11 protein-coding genes, 2 tRNA genes, 1 pseudogene and 1 riboswitch are annotated in these 15,131 nt (G+C 72.9%); of the genes and pseudogenes, 7 read left to right on the top strand and 7 right to left on the bottom strand.

The window, feature by feature from the left end:
* Positions 1–553: 553 nt before the first annotated feature.
* The 4 genes from ABZ371_RS09885 to ABZ371_RS09900 all read left to right on the top strand — a co-directional run bounded on the left by ABZ371_RS09885 (position 554) and on the right by ABZ371_RS09900 (position 5,951).
* On the top strand, positions 554–2,059 hold the full coding sequence (locus ABZ371_RS09885) for a sporulation protein (RefSeq protein WP_358676054.1): 1,506 nt from the start codon (positions 554–556) through the stop codon (positions 2,057–2,059).
* Positions 2,060–2,265: 206 nt separating this feature from the next.
* Positions 2,266–3,516: an L-2-hydroxyglutarate oxidase gene (gene lhgO, locus ABZ371_RS09890; protein WP_358676056.1), complete on the top strand. Its 1,251-nt coding sequence runs from the start codon at positions 2,266–2,268 to the stop codon at positions 3,514–3,516.
* Positions 3,517–3,520: 4 nt separating this feature from the next.
* Positions 3,521–4,333 (top strand): tRNA (guanosine(46)-N7)-methyltransferase TrmB, encoded by an 813-nt coding sequence (trmB, locus tag ABZ371_RS09895; protein WP_358676097.1) that lies wholly within the window; start codon positions 3,521–3,523, stop codon positions 4,331–4,333.
* 115 nt (positions 4,334–4,448) lie between these two features.
* On the top strand, positions 4,449–5,951 hold the full coding sequence (locus tag ABZ371_RS09900; RefSeq protein ID WP_358676058.1) for a PrsW family intramembrane metalloprotease: 1,503 nt from the start codon (positions 4,449–4,451) through the stop codon (positions 5,949–5,951).
* A gap of 108 nt (positions 5,952–6,059) precedes the next feature.
* Here the strand turns inward: ABZ371_RS09900 and ABZ371_RS09905 are convergent, their stop codons facing one another.
* The 4 genes from ABZ371_RS09905 to ABZ371_RS09920 form a co-directional block, all read right to left on the bottom strand.
* Complete coding sequence (locus tag ABZ371_RS09905; protein WP_358676060.1) at positions 6,060–7,076, bottom strand: M23 family metallopeptidase; 1,017 nt, start codon at positions 7,074–7,076, stop codon at positions 6,060–6,062.
* A gap of 11 nt (positions 7,077–7,087) precedes the next feature.
* A riboswitch (cyclic di-AMP (ydaO/yuaA leader) is annotated at positions 7,088–7,240 on the bottom strand.
* A gap of 232 nt (positions 7,241–7,472) precedes the next feature.
* Entirely contained in the window at positions 7,473–8,624 is a 1,152-nt protein-coding gene (locus ABZ371_RS09910) for a PP2C family protein-serine/threonine phosphatase (RefSeq protein WP_358676062.1), read from the bottom strand.
* Positions 8,625–8,762: 138 nt separating this feature from the next.
* On the bottom strand, positions 8,763–9,509 hold the full coding sequence (locus ABZ371_RS09915; protein WP_358676065.1) for a TipAS antibiotic-recognition domain-containing protein: 747 nt from the start codon (positions 9,507–9,509) through the stop codon (positions 8,763–8,765).
* 163 nt (positions 9,510–9,672) lie between these two features.
* A tRNA-Met gene (locus tag ABZ371_RS09920) sits at positions 9,673–9,746 on the bottom strand.
* A gap of 514 nt (positions 9,747–10,260) precedes the next feature.
* Between ABZ371_RS09920 and ABZ371_RS09925 the strand changes: the two genes are divergently transcribed.
* The 3 genes from ABZ371_RS09925 to ABZ371_RS09935 all read left to right on the top strand — a co-directional run bounded on the left by ABZ371_RS09925 (position 10,261) and on the right by ABZ371_RS09935 (position 12,447).
* Positions 10,261–11,646 (top strand): FAD-binding oxidoreductase, encoded by a 1,386-nt coding sequence (locus ABZ371_RS09925; RefSeq protein WP_358676068.1) that lies wholly within the window; start codon positions 10,261–10,263, stop codon positions 11,644–11,646.
* Positions 11,647–11,851: 205 nt separating this feature from the next.
* On the top strand, positions 11,852–12,001 hold the full coding sequence (locus ABZ371_RS09930; RefSeq protein ID WP_358676071.1) for a hypothetical protein: 150 nt from the start codon (positions 11,852–11,854) through the stop codon (positions 11,999–12,001).
* Between the two features lie 224 nt (positions 12,002–12,225).
* Positions 12,226–12,447 carry a hypothetical protein gene (locus ABZ371_RS09935; protein ID WP_358676073.1) on the top strand — a complete coding sequence of 74 codons (222 nt, stop codon included), beginning with the start codon at positions 12,226–12,228 and terminating at the stop codon, positions 12,445–12,447.
* Between the two features lie 399 nt (positions 12,448–12,846).
* Here the strand turns inward: ABZ371_RS09935 and ABZ371_RS09940 are convergent.
* The 3 genes and pseudogenes from ABZ371_RS09940 to ABZ371_RS09950 all read right to left on the bottom strand — a co-directional run.
* A tRNA-Lys gene (locus ABZ371_RS09940) sits at positions 12,847–12,920 on the bottom strand.
* 93 nt (positions 12,921–13,013) lie between these two features.
* Positions 13,014–14,612, bottom strand: a complete 1,599-nt coding sequence (locus tag ABZ371_RS09945; protein WP_358676076.1) for an amino acid permease — start codon at positions 14,610–14,612, stop codon at positions 13,014–13,016.
* 102 nt (positions 14,613–14,714) lie between these two features.
* Positions 14,715–15,131, bottom strand: a pseudogene (locus tag ABZ371_RS09950) (RNA helicase); the annotation flags it as partial.

Here is a 15,131-nt window from a genome sequence, read left to right on the forward strand (position 1 = left end):
CCACGTCCGCCCCCCTGGGCCGTCCTACCGCGCACGGTCCGGGAGGTGTTCGTCACCTCCCGGACCGGTTCGCCGCCCGCGGGGATTGGGGCGGCGGTCTCCCCCAGCCCGCCGAGTCCAGTGCAGCGGGCCGACCCACGCAGGACTCATGGAAGCGTTTCCGCCGCGGCCGGGCCAAGGCGCACGGCCGGGCGCACGGCCACACGTCAGGGGCACGGCACCACCGCCCGGCCCCGTGCGGTGGCCGCCCCGTCCCTCCGCGCGCGGCGCACACGTCACGCGTGCGCAGGCGCCCTCGCGGTGGCAGGCGGGAGGGGCGCACTCCACTCAGGTTGACGACTTTCCCGCCATCCGGACGTCTGCCCCTTAACGGTAGGGATGCGGCGAACTACGCTGTGTTGACTGATGTTCTCAGCGGTGCGGCATATTCCAAGGGGCCTGGCCAAATGCGTGTGCGGCCGGAGTGCCCGGGACCGTACCGGGGGAGGACACGGTACGAATGCCGCGCGCCCGACGGTGTCGCGGCGGCCGTCTGTGTGTCGAGGGGTGGCGCATGTCCAGGGAGCAACGCGGGCCGAACGAGAAGCTCGGCACGGTTCTCGCCCTCGCGGGAATCAGCAACGCCGGCCTCGCCCGGCGGGTCAACGACCTCGGAGCACAGCGCGGCCTGACTCTTCGGTACGACAAGACGTCGGTCGCCCGCTGGGTCGCGAAGGGCATGGTTCCGCAAGGTGCGGCGCCCCACCTCATCGCGGCCGCGATAGGGGCGAAACTCGGCCGCCCGGTGCCCCTTCACGAGATCGGGCTCGCCGACGCCGATCCGGCGCCGGAGGTCGGGCTGGCCTTCCCCCGCGACGTGGGGGAGGCCGTCCGTTCGGCGACCGATCTGTACCGCCTCGACCTGGCGGGGCGCCGGGGCGGTGGCGGGATCTGGCAGTCGCTGGCGGGCTCCTTCGCGGTGAGCGCGTACGCGACTCCCGCCTCCCGGTGGCTCATCACGCCCGCCGACTCGTCCGTCGCCCGGGATTCGGCAGTCGCCCGGGCAGCACTCCTGGGCGGACAGGGCGCACCCGGGGCGCACGGAGGGTCGGCGGGGGTACCCCTCCAGCCGGGCCCGGACAGCGTCTCCGACGCCTCCCCCCTGCGGGTCGGCCACAGCGACGTCATGAAACTGCGCGAGGCCGCCCAGGACGCGCGCCGCTGGGACTCCAAGTACGGCGGCGGGGACTGGCGTTCCTCCATGGTCCCGGAGTGCTTACGCGTCGACGCCGCACCCCTGTTGCTGGGCTCGTACAGCGACGAGGTGGGCCGGGCCCTCTTCGGGGCCTCGGCCGAGCTGACCCGGCTCGCCGGCTGGATGGCCTTCGACACCGGCCAGCAGGAGGCCGCCCAGCGCTACTACATCCAGGCCCTGCGCCTGGCCCGAGCCGCCGCCGACGTCCCGCTCGGCGGTTACGTCCTGGCGTCGATGTCCCTGCAGGCCACCTACCGGGGCTTCGCCGACGAAGGCGTGGACCTCGCGCAGGCGGCCGTGGAGCGCAACCGGGGTCTGGCCACCGCCCGCACCATGAGCTTCTTCCGGCTCGTGGAGGCGCGCGCCCACGCGAAGGCGTCCGACGCCCCGGCCGCCGCCGCCGCGCTCAAGGCGGCCGAAAGCTGGCTGGAGCGCTCCAGAGCCGGGGACAGCGACCCCTCCTGGCTGGGTTTCTACTCCTACGACCGCTTCGCCGCCGACGCCGCCGAGTGCTACCGCGACCTCAAGGCTCCCCGTCAGGTGCGGCGCTTCACCGAGCAGGCGCTGTCCAGACCGACGGAGGAGTTCGTCCGCTCGCACGGGCTGCGCCTCGTGGTGTCGGCGGTCGCCGAGCTGGAGTCGGGCAACCTCGACGCGGCCTGCGCGGCGGGCACCCGCGCCGTGGAGGTGGCGGGGCGCATCTCCTCGGCCCGCACCACGGAGTACGTGCGCGACCTGCTGCACCGCCTCGAACCGTACGGCGACGAACCCCGTGTGGCGGAGCTGCGGGAGCGGGCGCGTCCGCTTCTCGTCTCCCCCGCGTAGCGCCGCCCGGCCGCACCGCCCCCGGCGGCCCCACCCCCCCTCGGCGCCCCCGGACTTCCCCGGGCGCGCTTCCCCGGCGTCGCCGGATGTTGGAACGCCCCGGTATGCCCGGAACCGGGGAGCGGGTCCTCCGCCACGCCCCCGCTCCCCGGGGTTTGAGTCCGTTGTCAGTGGGTCAGTGCACTATCGGGGTGGGAGGTGGCGTGATGACGACGCACGCGGCGTACGACTGCGACGTACTGGTGATCGGTGGCGGGATCGCCGGCCTGTCGGCCGCCTACGCGCTCACGCGTTCCGCGCCCGGCACCCGGGTCACGGTGCTCGAGAAGGACCGGGACCCCGCCCGTCACCCGCCCGGCGGCGACACCGGAGTGCTGCCCAGTGGCATCCACCACGCCCCGGGGACCCTCGGCGCGCGCTGTGCCGTGCGGGGCCGCGCCGAGCTGGCCGGCTTCTGCGCGGACCACGGCATCGCCCACGCCACGAGGGACGAGCTGATCGTGGCCACCGCGAGCAGTGAGCTGCCCCGCCTCCACGCGCTGGCGCAGCGCGGCCGGGCCCACGGTCTGCCGGTCCGGGAGCTCGGTCCCGTCCAGATCGCGGAGTACGAACCCCACCTGCGCGGCCTGGCGGCGGTCCGGATCGCGACGGCCGGGGTGTGTGACGTCTCCGCGGTGGCCTCCCGGCTGGCGGCCGAGGTGGGCGCGGCGGGCGGACGGGTCCGGTACGGCGCGGAGGTCCTCGCGGTGGACCGGCGCCCCTGGGGCGTGGCGGTGCGGGCGTCCGGGGACCAGGTGATCCGCGCCCGCGTCCTGGTCAACTGCGCGGGGCCGCACAGCGGCCGGGTGGCACGGCTCGCGGGCGACGACCTCGGCGTACGGATCGTGCCGTACCGCGAGGAGCACTACGCACTGACGCGGCCGGAGCTGGTGCGGGGCCTGGTCCGGCCGGTGCCGGATCCGGCGGCGCCGGCCCCGGGGATCCGCCTCACCCGGGGCGTCGACGGCACCGTCCGCGTCGGGCCGGACACCGTGCCTGCGCCGGCCGGCGAGCGGTCCGCCCGGCCGGACGCCCACCGGCACGGTCCGGCCTCCATGGTGGGCAGGCCCGCCTCCTGGCGCATCGCGCGGCGCCACTGGCGGTACGCGGCCGAGGAGGTGCGCACGTCCGTGTCGAAGCGGGCGCTCGTCCGGGCCGTCCAGCGACTGCTGCCCGAGGTGACGGAGGACGATCTGCGCCCGGCGCCCGCGGGCGTGGCCGCGCGGGCGGTGCTCGGTGACGGCACGCCGGTGGACGGCCTCCTCGTCCGGGAGGCCCTCCACACCGTGCACGTGCTGAACACGCCGGCCCCCGCCGCCGTGCTGCCGCTCGGGCGGGAGGTGGCCCGGCGGGCTCTGGAGAGCGCGCGTGCGACGGGGTGGAGACCGCCCGCCGTAGAATCGGGTCATTGTGTCTGAGTCCCTGAATCCCACCCCCGAGACGCCCGGCGACCTCGGAAGCGACGCCGAGGCGCGGCGCGCCGCCTCCTTCGAGCGCCAGCGCAGGCTGCGCCAGGAACCACGCTTCCCCGGCGGACCCGCGGCCGACCCCGCGGGCTCGCACCACGAGCGCCGGATCCGCAGCTTCCAGCCGCGCCGCAGCCGCGTGACCACCGGCCAGGAGGACGCCCTGCAGCGCCTGTGGCCCACCTGGGGCCTGGACATCGACGGCCGCCGCGTCCTCGACCTGCCGGCCCTGTTCGACGGCCTCCCGGTGGTCCTGGAGATCGGCTTCGGCATGGGCGAGGCCACCGCCCGGATGGCGGCCGACGATCCCGGCACCGGCATCCTGGCCGTCGACGTGCACACGCCCGGCCAGGGCAACCTGCTCGGTCTCGCGGAGCGGGCCGGCCTGTCCAACGTCCGCGTCGCCAACGGCGACGCGATCATCCTGCTCCGCGAGATGCTGGAGCCCGCGTCGCTGGACGGGCTCCGCGTGTACTTCCCCGACCCCTGGCCGAAGAAGCGGCATCACAAGCGGAGGCTGATCCAGCCGGACTTCCTCGACCTGGTGGCACAGCGGCTGAAACCGGGCGCGGTGATCCACTGCGCGACGGACTGGGAGCCCTACGCGGAGCAGATGCTGGAGGTCCTGACGGCGCACCCGCGCTTCGAGAACACCCGGGCGGACGGCGGCTACGCGCCCAGGCCCGCCTTCCGGCCGCTGACCCGCTTCGAGAGCCAGGGTCTCGACAAGGGGCACGTCGTCCACGACCTCCTGTTCCGCCGCCGCTGAGCGCTCCGCGGCACCCTCGTCCGGGGACGTCCCGGACGTCACTGATCAGCCAACGACGGTCCCCCGGCACATCGCACCGTGGCCGGGTGTCCGTCCCTCTCGTTAGGGTCATCGGGTGTCCGAGGGGTCCGCGCAGCACCAGCAGCCGGCCGTCCCGGTTCTCGAGGAGCAGCGGCTCGACGAGTTCCTGGGCGCCGTACCCGAGCGAGGCCAGTGGCGCTACCGGCCCCGCCGCGTCGGCATGGTCTGGCGCAGCAAGGCGTTCCGGGCCGGCGCGGTGGTCGGCGTCCTCGCGCTCTGCGGTCTGGTCCTCCTGGCCCTGGTGCGCGAACAGACCGGCACGCGGGGCCTGCTGGTGGGGCTGGGGCTGGCCGTGCTGCCCGTGCCGCTGCTCATGGCGGCCTTCCGCTGGCTGGACCGGGTGGAACCCGGCCCCTGGCGCAATCTGCTGTTCGCCTTCGCGTGGGGTGCCTGCGCGGCGGCCCTCGTCGCCATCACCGCGAACACCTTCGCGACGCGCTGGATAGCGACGGCCACCGCGGATCCGGCGAGCGCCGACACCCTCGGCGCCACGGTGATCGCTCCGGTCGTCGAGGAGAGCGCCAAGGCGGCGGCCGTCCTGCTGATCTTCCTCTTCCGCAGACGGGAGTTCGGCGGTGTCGTCGACGGCATCGTGGTCGCCGGTTTCACCGCGACCGGTTTCGCCTTCACGGAGAACATCCTCTACCTGGGCAACGCCTTCGGTGAGGACCAGCAGTTGGGGACCACGGGTTTCGCCTCCGTGACGGCCGGGACCTTCTTCGTGCGCGTGGTGATGTCGCCCTTCGCGCATCCCCTGTTCACGGTGCTCACCGGCATCGGCTTCGGTGTCGCCGCGCTCGGCGGCAGGCGTCACCCGGTGCGCCGGGTCGTCCTGCCGCCGGCCGGGCTCCTCCTCGCCATGGGCATGCACGCCCTGTGGAACGGCTCGTCCGCCTTCGGCACGTACGGCTTCTACGTGGTCTACGGGGTCTTCATGGTCCCGGCGTTCGGGCTGGTGACGTGGCTGGCCGTCTGGTCGCGCCAGCGGGAGCTGCGGACGCTCGCCGGGGAGCTGCCCGTCTACGCGGCGGCGGGCTGGCTCGGCCCCGTGGAGCCGCTCGCGCTCGCCTCCATGCGGGCGCGTGGCCTGGCCCGCGACATGGCCAGGCACTGGAACGGCCACCCGGACCACGCCCGGGGCAGGGCCGCGGCCCGAGCGGTCGCGGAGTACGAGCTGTTCGCCACCTCGCTGGCGATGCTGCGCCGCAGGGCCCGCCACGACGGGGCCGGCCCGGACTTCGCCGTACGGGAGCGGGAGTTGCTGCACCACCTGTGGCAGCGCCGGGACGTCGCGGGCCCCGCCCTCACGTACGCGGCGTACGCGACGGGACGGATACGCGCCCACCGGTTGCCCTCGTCCGGCCCGTACCCCCACGAGCGGCCCTACTCCCAGCCGTACCCACCCGGACCGCTGCCCCACCAGCGGCCCTACGCCCCGCCGCACCCGCCCGCGCCGCACCGCCACTACAGCGGCCCCAACCCGTATGCCCGGGAGGCCGGGCAGCAGCCCGACCGTCGGCATCCCCCGCACCGGTAGGCGGTACGCCGTGACGGCGCGGAGGCCCCGCACACGCGGAACGGCGGCCCGGACGCCATGTGCGTCAGGACCGCCGTGGTGCGCCGCGCCGCGCGCCGGCGTGTGGGCTCAGATCGACAGGCCCTTGCCGCGCAGCCAGCTCATGGGGTCGATGCCCGACCCGTCAGCGGTGTGGACCTCCAGGTGGAGGTGCGGGCCGGTCACGTTGCCCGTGGCGCCGACACGGCCGATGGTGTCGCCCGTGCCGACCGTCTGACCGGCCGTCACGTCCATCGAGGACTGGTGGCAGTACCAGATCTCCGTACCGTCCTCGAGCTCGAGGACCGTGCGGTAGCCGTACGACCCCGACCAGCCGGCCGACTTCACCGTTCCGCCGTGGACGGCCTTGACCGGGGTGCCGGTGGGCGCGGCGAAGTCCAGGCCGGTGTGGTGGCCGGAGGACCACATCGAACCGGCCTGGCCGTAGGTCGACGTGATCGTGTAGGAGGACGTCGGCAGGGCGTAACTGGCGGCGAGTTTCGCGAGGCGCTCGGCCTCCGCCTTCTTCTTCGCCGCCTCCTCCGCCGCCTTCTTCTCGGCCGCGGCTTCGGCCTCCGCCTTGCTCTGCTCCTTCGCCGCCCGGGCCGCGGCCTCCTCGGCGGCCGCCTTCTCCTGCGCGGCCCTGGCCTCGGCATCGGCTCCGGCCTGCTGCTGCTCGGCCTGCTGGAGGATGCGGGCGCGCAGCGCCTCACCGGCGTCGGTCGTTCCCTGTTCGGCCTCGGCCGCGGTGATGCCCGCCGTGGTCAGTGGGGCGGCCGCGGTGACGGTCTCGTCGGCCGTCCCGGCGTCGCCGGACATGAAAGCCCCGACTCCGGGAAGGGATGAGACATCGGGAAGAGAGATGGAGACCGGCGGCTTGCTCTGCGCGGTGGCCATGCCACCCGCACCGACGGCCGCGATGACGCCGACGCCGAGGACGGTGGAGCTACGGGCGAGACCTCGCTGTTTGGCCACGCGGTGCCTGCCGCGTACGGGGCGGATGGATTCCTCGGTGGGATTCCACTCCTCCCACACCCTCTCCTCGCCACCGAACGCATCGGTCCTGAAGGGTGACGGGGCCTCGGGGGCAGGCTGATTCGACGCCACGTGGGCGCACTCCTTTCCTTCCTTATCGCCTACCGGGTTAGCTGACGGGTTCGGAGCAGGAAGGTCTCCTACGGGTCCCTTCGTCTCTGTCGAGACGCAGGTGCCCGATTCACCCCATGTAGGTGGTTCCCCGGTTCCCTTGCGGAATTCGGCGCTCGCGCACGGCGCCGCCTCTGACGACGACTGGGACAACCGCGCTGCGTTATCGAACGTTAATAGACAGCAGCCCTCGATTCCAAGCCGTTCCGGTTGATCGTTCGCACTCTCACCCCGCCCGTTCCGGGGTAAAATACCCCTAACCGGGCGAGCGACCAGGTCCCGCACGTAACGCCAGTTTCTGACGGTGCGTCAAACGTTATGGAAGTCGACGCGGTGTTCACGCACGGTCGCGGGCGGTCACCCGTCGCCCCGGCCCACGATCTTCACCGTGGTCCGACGCTCCGACTGCCCCCGGGCGGGCCGCCCGACCGCGAGGAGTGCCATGTCGTCCGTCGACCGGCCACCGGTGTGCAGGCGCACGTCGTCGGTGAGTGCGGAGAGCAGTTCCTCAGGTCCTGGGAAGATCCGGCCCCGCAGCCGGTCCGCCGGGTCGTAGAAGGCCCCGGCCGCGTTCCGTGCCTCGGAGAGCCCGTCCGTGAAGGCCAGGAGCGTCGCCCCGGCCGGCATGGCCCATTCGTCCGAGCGGTCCGGTGACGCGTCGAGACCCATGCCGATCGGCAGGGCGGGCACGCTGGGTGCCAGCACGTCGAGCGCCCCGTCCGCGTGCAGCAGGATCGGCTCGGGATGACCGCGGTTGACGATCCGCAAGGTGTCCGAACCCGCCGGGATCTCGGCGAGCACAACGGTGACGAACCCCTCCATGGAGTCGAGCCCGCCGCGCCGCGTGCCCTCCCGGGCCAGCGCTCGCTCCAGCCGCTGGGCGACCCCCTCCAGCGACAGCTCCTGTTCGGCCGCCTCCCGGAACGCCCCGATCACCACGGCCACCGCCCCCACGGCATCGAGCCCCTTGCCCCGCACGTCCCCGACGACCAGCCGCACCCCGTGCGGCGTGTCCGCGATGGCGAACAGGTCCCCGCCGACGAACTCGTCCGCCTGCGCCGCCTCGTAGCGTGCCGCGACCAGCAGCCCGCCGATACGGTCGTCCGGCGCGGGGAGCACCGCCCGCATCGCGGTCTCCGCGATCACCCGGGCCGAGGCCAGTTGCTCGTTGCTGCGGCGGACGACGGCGTTGGTGACGAGGGCGAGGCCGGAGACGGTGACCAGGGTCAGCAGATCGCTGAGCGGCACCACCTCGGTGAGCCTGCCGTCGTAGAGCCGGATGGCGAGGACCACCAGGATCGCGGCCGCTCCGGTACGGACGGTGCTGGCGAGCGAGAAGAACGGAGCCGCGAGCAGAGGGGCCGCCGCGAACAGCGGTACGGCCGTGACCTCGGCCGGGGTCACGAGGTCGACGAGCACCCCGATCCCGATCATCAGACCCGGCAGCACACGCACGAGCCGCCGGGCGCGGGCGGTGCCGACTGCTCCCCCGCGCCGATTCTCCCGCATCCCCACCTGTGCACTCCTGCCCGGTCCGCCCACGGCTGCGGACGGTACCGCGCACCGCCCCGGCCCGCCGGAGCCGCGCCGTGCGGCGGCCCGGCATGGGCCGAAGGGAGGAGCGCACCGGATCCCCGCCCCCGGAGGTCAGCCGGGGAGCCGGTGCCGCGCGTACGACGTCAGTGCATCCCGTACGAAGACGGCGGTGCCGTCCCCGTACCGATCGTAGTTCTTCCCGAAGCGCGGATCGGCGACATACATCTCGCCGATGCCGATCACATACGACCGGGTGACCCTGGCGGTGACCGACAACCACTCGACGTGCCGGCGGGCGATGTCCTGCGCCACCTCGCCGTCCGCGTCGAGGCCCGCCGCCCTGGCCTCCCCGTAGTCCCGGGCGATCGCGTCGTGCGTCTGCTGGAAGGCGGTCCGCTCGGCCGGGCTCAGGCCGCGCCACCAGCGGTCACCGCGCTCGTACGCCTCCCGGCCCCAAAGTCCGGTCACCTCCTCCTCGTACACCGTGTGGTCGAAGCCGTCGAGTACGTCTCCGGGCATGAGTTCCTTCCCCTCCTCGGTCCTGTGAAGTGTGGTCCGCACCGAGGCGATCTGCCGGCCGATGCGCTCCCGCTCCTGCTCCAGCAGGCACAGATGGGCCCTCAGCGCCGCCGAGGTGTCCCGCTGCCCCTCCAGTACGTCCCTGATGGCGGACAGCGAGAGCCCGAGCTCCCGGAGCAGCAGGACACGCTGCAGCCGGACGAGGGCGTCCTGGTCGTAGTAGCGGTAGCCGTTGGCCCCGATCCGGCTGGGCGTGAGGAGACCGAGATCTCCGTAGTGCCGGAGCGTGCGGCTCGTGGTGCTGGCTCTTCTGGCGATTTCCTGGATGGACCACTCCATGCCGGAAACGCTAGATCTTTACGCGGCGTCAAGGTCAAGCGCACCGCGGGGAGCGCGTGCGGGGGCAGGCGTGCGTGGGTGCGTGCAGGTAACCGGGGACGGGTCAAAGGCGCACACGACAGAGGCCCGGATCCTTGGAAGGATCCGGGCCTCTGTCTTCTAGTAGCGGGGACAGGATTTGAACCTGCGACCTCTGGGTTATGAGCCCAGCGAGCTACCGAGCTGCTCCACCCCGCGCCGTTGTGATTGCAACTCTACGGCATCCGGGAGGCGCTCATGACCACTCCCCGCCGCCACGCCCCCGACCGAGGCCCGTTTTTCCGCGTCGGCCGCACCAACGAGTGCGGTGCGTGAGGCGGTTGCCGTGCGCGGGTCCGTTCTCGAAGAAGCGCCGTACCGTCCCCTGCCGGTCGCCACGTCCCTTGCCGACCGACGACCCGACCGAGGGCCCGACCAGACCGATGACGGCGTACGCCGCGCGCCCGCCCCCGCGTCACCGCGCAGGGCCGTCACGCCTCCGGGACGGCCCGACGCTTGACCCGAAAGGCGCCCGCGCCACGATTGCACGCTCGTCACGACGGCGGGACGCTGGAAGCACCAGCCCCTCGGTGTCCGTTCCTGCCCACCGGGCCGTCCCGGGTGCGGGCACGGGCACGGAGACCTCCGCCGGCGCACGCGGCGACCGCATCGACGTCGGGACGGAGGGACCGGGGGCACCGGAACACGCGCTTCGGCAGGAAGACGGTCGGCCATGGACGCCACCACGCTCGAGACGATGCGAGACGCACTGCGCGGACCGGTCATCGGGCCGGGGGATCAGGAGTACGGGCGGGCGCGCACCATCTACAACGCGATGATCGACCGGTCACCGGCCGCGGTGGTCCGCTGCCACGACACCGCGGACGTCATGGCGGCCGTCGACTTCGTCCGTGGCCACGGCCTGGACGTGGCCGTGCGGGGCGGCGGGCACAGCGGCCCGGGCCTCTGCCTGGTCGACGACTCGGTGATGCTCGACCTCTCCGGTATGCGCGGCGTACGCGTCGACCCGGCCACCCAGACGGCCCAGGCGGACGGAGGCGCCCGGCTGGGCGACCTCGACCACGCCACGCACGCGTTCGGCCTCGCCACGCCGGCGGGCATCCAGTCGACGACCGGCGTCGGTGGTCTGACGCTCGGCGGCGGGCACGGCTACCTCACCCGTGCCTACGGGCTCACGGTGGACAACCTGGTCTCCGCCGACGTCGTCCTGGCCGACGGCACGTACGTCAGCGCGAACGACACCGAGCACGCCGACCTGTTCTGGGCACTGCGCGGGGGCGGCGGCAACTTCGGCATCGTCACCTCGTTCGATTTCGCTCTGCACCCCGTGGACACGGTGGGCGTCGCGATGACCCTGTGGCCGCTCGACCTCTTCCGCGACGTACTGCGGTGGTACCGCGACTTCCTGCCACAGGCACCGGACGAGCTGTACGGCTTCTTCGCCTCGCTGACCGTCCCGCCCGGTCCGCCGTTCCCCGAGGAGATCCACGGCCGGAAGATGTGCGGGGTCATCTGGTGTTCGACGGCCGACCCGGCCGCGCTGGGCGACACCCTCGCCGTGGTGAACGAGCCGGGCCCGCCCGCCTTCCACTTCACGTCCCCGATGCCCTACCCCGCCCTGCAGCAGATGTTCGACCCGCTGCTTCCCACCGGCCTCCAGTGGTACTGGCGCGGTGACTTCTTCGACCGGATCACGGACGACGCCGTCGACGTGCACGCCGACTTCGCGCAGCGGCTCCCCACCGGCCTGTCGACCATGCACCTCTATCCGGTGGACGGGGCCGCCGGCCGTGTCGGTCCGGACGACACCGCCTGGTCGTACCGCGACGCCCGGTGGTCCGGTGTCATCGCGGGGATCGACCCCGACCCGGCGAACGCGGAGGCGCTCCGGCAGTGGGCCACGGACTACTGGGACGCCCTGCACCCGCACTCCATGGGCGGCGCGTACGTGAACTTCATCGGCGCGGGCGAGTCCCAGGAACGGGTCCGGTCCACCTACCGGGGCCACTACGACCGGCTCGCGGAGGTCAAGCAGGCCTACGATCCGCTCAACCTCTTCCACGCAAACCACAACATCGAGCCCACCCCGTCGCACTGACCACGTGCCGGGCACCGGAATACAGAGGGAAAGCCGTGCTCCGAGGGTTACAGTCTGCTTGCACCGCATGATGGTCCGGACGCCCCCGGAGCGGCGCGGCACCGGCAGCGGCACCTCACCGCCCTCCCGGTCGGAACCGGCCCCGGCACTCTTGTCGGCCCGGTCACGGGCTCTTCACCGCACACACCTACGTACAGGACACTCGATGACCGACATGCCCGCATCCACGACGCAGCGGCACCCCGACGGTTCGGCCGCGGCCACGGAGACGGGACCGGCGCCGCTTCCCACCCCGCAGTACGCCGGGCTGTTCGTCGAGCCCGACCTGCCGCCGTTCAGCGACGACGCCGAGTGACCTGCCGCAGTTGATCGCCGGGGTACGACGGGCCGGCAGCGCGCCTGCGAGGGGCCCGCGAGCCGCCGCGCCCGTGCGCATCGGCCCGCGAGCGTCGGCCCGCGAGCGTCAGGCCCACGAGCACCGGGCCTGCGAGTATCGAGCGCGCGAGCGACGGCTCCGAGCGACATCCCCGGGTGACGGTCCCCGAGTGACCGGGCGGGCCGCACGGTCGTTGGGAGACCATGCGCATCCCTATCGGCGTGGTCGTCCTCTCGGTGGTCCTGCTGGTCGCCGCGTTCCTGTCGAGCATCCCGACCCGGGCGGAGACGGAAGAGGCCTGCCGCCGGGCGCTCGACAACACGTCGACCGCGACGAACCGGCCCGAGATCTGCCAGGACGTGTCCGCGGACACCTACCGCACGTTCCTCCTGATGTACGACCTCAGGGAGGAGGGCCTGGACTAGCGCAACCCCCTGCGCTCGTCCCGCAGGGCCGTCCCGGCCTTCGCGACCGGCGCGGGGCCGTACCGTGTTCGGCTCGCAGCCCTCGCCGAGCGTGGGCGCGCGGCCGGTCGAGGAACCCTCCCCGAGGCCCCTGTCAGCCGACCGCTTCCGACCCCAGCCAGCCAGGCGCCTCCTGCTGTCCTCCAGCCGGCGGCGTGGATCGACCCGCGGTGCGCCGACCTCGTCGCAGCCGCAGCCGCTGGAAGTAGCGCCGGGAGACCCGGCCGCACACACGGCGGGGCTTCGCGACGGCGGTTCGTCGTCCGCTCGGGCCCTCTGCGGCCGGAGACGTTCCCGCCGAGGGTCGGCGGACATGAGAGGGACCCCAGCTCTCGCGTGCTCCGAGCTGGGGTCCAGGGGTAGGCCGTGTGGGACTCGAACCCACAACCAACGGATTAAAAGTCCGCTGCTCTGACCAATTGAGCTAACGGCCCCTGATGGATCACCCCCCGAGCATAACCGCACCGGACCCGGCAGCCGATCGGGTATCGGGTGCCGGGCCCCGTCGTGCCGTGGTGCGCCTGTGGTCAGTCCGCGGGCGGGTGAGCGGGGGTGGACTGTCGAAGGAACCAGTGGCGGGCCGATGTCAGCCACCGGACGGCGGCGAAACCCAGGACGACCAGGACGGCCAGCGGTGCGTAGTTGAAGGTCTCCCAGGTGACGGGCGAGACCTGCGGCAGCATGAACAGGACGGTGATCACCGTGACCCAGGCCACCGCCACGACGCCGACGGGCCGGGACCAACGGCCCAGGTGCCAGGGGCCGGGAGTGAAGTCGTCGCCCCTCAGCAGCCGGAGCAGGGTGGGGATGACGTAGGCGATGTAGAGGCCGATGACCGCGATGGAGGTGACGGCGGCGTACGCGGTCACGTTGATCAGGTACGGGAGGCCCAGGGCCAGTGCGCCGAGCGCCGCGAGCCAGACCGCCGCGACGGGGGTGCGGGTGCGGGGGCTGACCGTGTGCCAGAGGCGCGAGAGGGGCAGGGCCCCGTCGCGCGAGAAGGCGTAGATCATCCGGCTGTTGGCGGTCACCGAGGCCATGCCGCAGAACAGCTGGGCGCCGATGACGACGAGCAGCAGGAGCTTGCCCGTGGTGGCGCCGAGCGCGTCCAGCAGGATCTGGGCGGGTGGGGCTCCGGTCGGTGAGTTCAGGGCCCCGTCGTAGGACTGGATGGCGAAGGTGAAGCCCAGCAGGAGCACGAAGCCGGCGATCCAGGACGTCCAGATGGACCGCACGATGCCCCGGGGACCCGCCACGGCGGCGTCGTGGGTCTCCTCGGTCATGTGGGCGGAGGCGTCGTAGCCGGTGAAGGTGTACTGGGCCATCAGCAGGCCGATCATCACGACGTAGAAGCCGCTGCCCCAGCCGGTGTTGTTGACGAACTCGGTGAAGACGTACGACGCCGACCGGTGGGAGTCCGGCACGAAGGTGAGCGCGCCCACGATGACGGCGACCCCGACGACGTGCCACCACACGCTGATGTTGTTGAGAGCGGCGACGATGCCGACTCCGAACGTGTTCAGGAGGCCGTGGAGGACCAGGATCGCCGCGAAGAGGAGGATCGTGCGGCCTGGAGTGACCTCGAAGCCGAACTGCAGGTTGAGGTACGCCCCGAGGAACGACGCGGCACCGAAGTCGACCCCTGCGGTGACGGCGACCTGACCGAGGACGTTGAACCAGCCGGCGAACCAGGCCCACGCCGCGGCCGATCGCGGCGGTGCGAGGCGGTGGGCCCAGAAGTAGAGCCCGGCGGACGTCGGGTACGCCGAACAGATCTCCGCCATCGCCAGGCCGACGAACAGCGTCATCAGGCCCACCCCGACCCAGCCCCAGGTGATGAGGACGGGGCCGCCGGTGTTCATGCCGAACAGATACAGCGTCAGACAGCCGGAGAGCACCGAGATGATCGTGAACGAGACGGCGTAGTTGGAGAAGGCGGACATCCGGCGGGCGAGCACCTGCGTGTAGCCGAGCTCCGCCAGCCGCTCCTCGTCGGAGGCGGCAGCGGGGGCGGCAGCGGGGGCAGGAGCGGGTGCGGGAGCAGGGACGGCGGCAGCGGCGGAATTGGACGGCCCCCGGGGGGCATCGGGCGGCGGCTCGGCCGCCACGGCTTCGTCGTGTGTCATGCCCCCAGCGATGCCCTGGGACGGACGCCGGAAACGCCGCAGGGCCCGTACGCCACCGGGGTGTCGTACGGGCCCTGCGGGTCAGTCGGCTGTCAGCGCCGCTCAGCCGTTGCGCTTCCAGCGCGGCTTGTCGTCACGGCGGCCGAAGGTGCCGGTGCCGGTACCCGTGCCGGTGCCACCGCGGTGGTCGTCACGACGGCCGGTCGGACGGTCGGCGCCACCGGAGCGGAAGCCGCCCGCGGGACGGTCGTCGCGACGGTCACGGTTGAACGGACGGTCGCCGCCGCCGGAGCGGAAGCCACCGGACGGGCGCTCGTCACGGCGGTCGCGGTTGAACGCCGGGCGGTCGTTGTCACGACGCTCGAAGGGACGGCCGCCACGGTCGTCACGACGGTCACCGCCACCGGAGCGGAAGCCGCCCGAGGGGCGCTCGTCACGGCGGTCGCGGTTGAACGCCGGGCGGTCGTTGTCACGACGCTCGAAGGGACGGCCGCCACGGTCGTCACGACGGTCACCGCC

It is taken from the genome of Streptomyces sp. NPDC005899 (assembly GCF_040629645.1).
GTDB lineage: Bacteria > Actinomycetota > Actinomycetes > Streptomycetales > Streptomycetaceae > Streptomyces.

Coding starts and splice junctions, on each gene's coding strand:
- ABZ371_RS09885 (WP_358676054.1), top strand. CDS start 554: ATGTCCAGGGAGCAACGCGGGCCGAACGAGAAGCTCGGCACGGTTCTC.
- lhgO (WP_358676056.1), top strand. CDS start 2,266: ATGACGACGCACGCGGCGTACGACTGCGACGTACTGGTGATCGGTGGC.
- ABZ371_RS09910 (WP_358676062.1), bottom strand. CDS start 8,624: ATGCGGGAGAATCGGCGCGGGGGAGCAGTCGGCACCGCCCGCGCCCGG.
- ABZ371_RS09915 (WP_358676065.1), bottom strand. CDS start 9,509: ATGGAGTGGTCCATCCAGGAAATCGCCAGAAGAGCCAGCACCACGAGC.
- ABZ371_RS09925 (WP_358676068.1), top strand. CDS start 10,261: ATGGACGCCACCACGCTCGAGACGATGCGAGACGCACTGCGCGGACCG.
- ABZ371_RS09930 (WP_358676071.1), top strand. CDS start 11,852: ATGACCGACATGCCCGCATCCACGACGCAGCGGCACCCCGACGGTTCG.
- ABZ371_RS09935 (WP_358676073.1), top strand. CDS start 12,226: ATGCGCATCCCTATCGGCGTGGTCGTCCTCTCGGTGGTCCTGCTGGTC.
- ABZ371_RS09945 (WP_358676076.1), bottom strand. CDS start 14,612: ATGACACACGACGAAGCCGTGGCGGCCGAGCCGCCGCCCGATGCCCCC.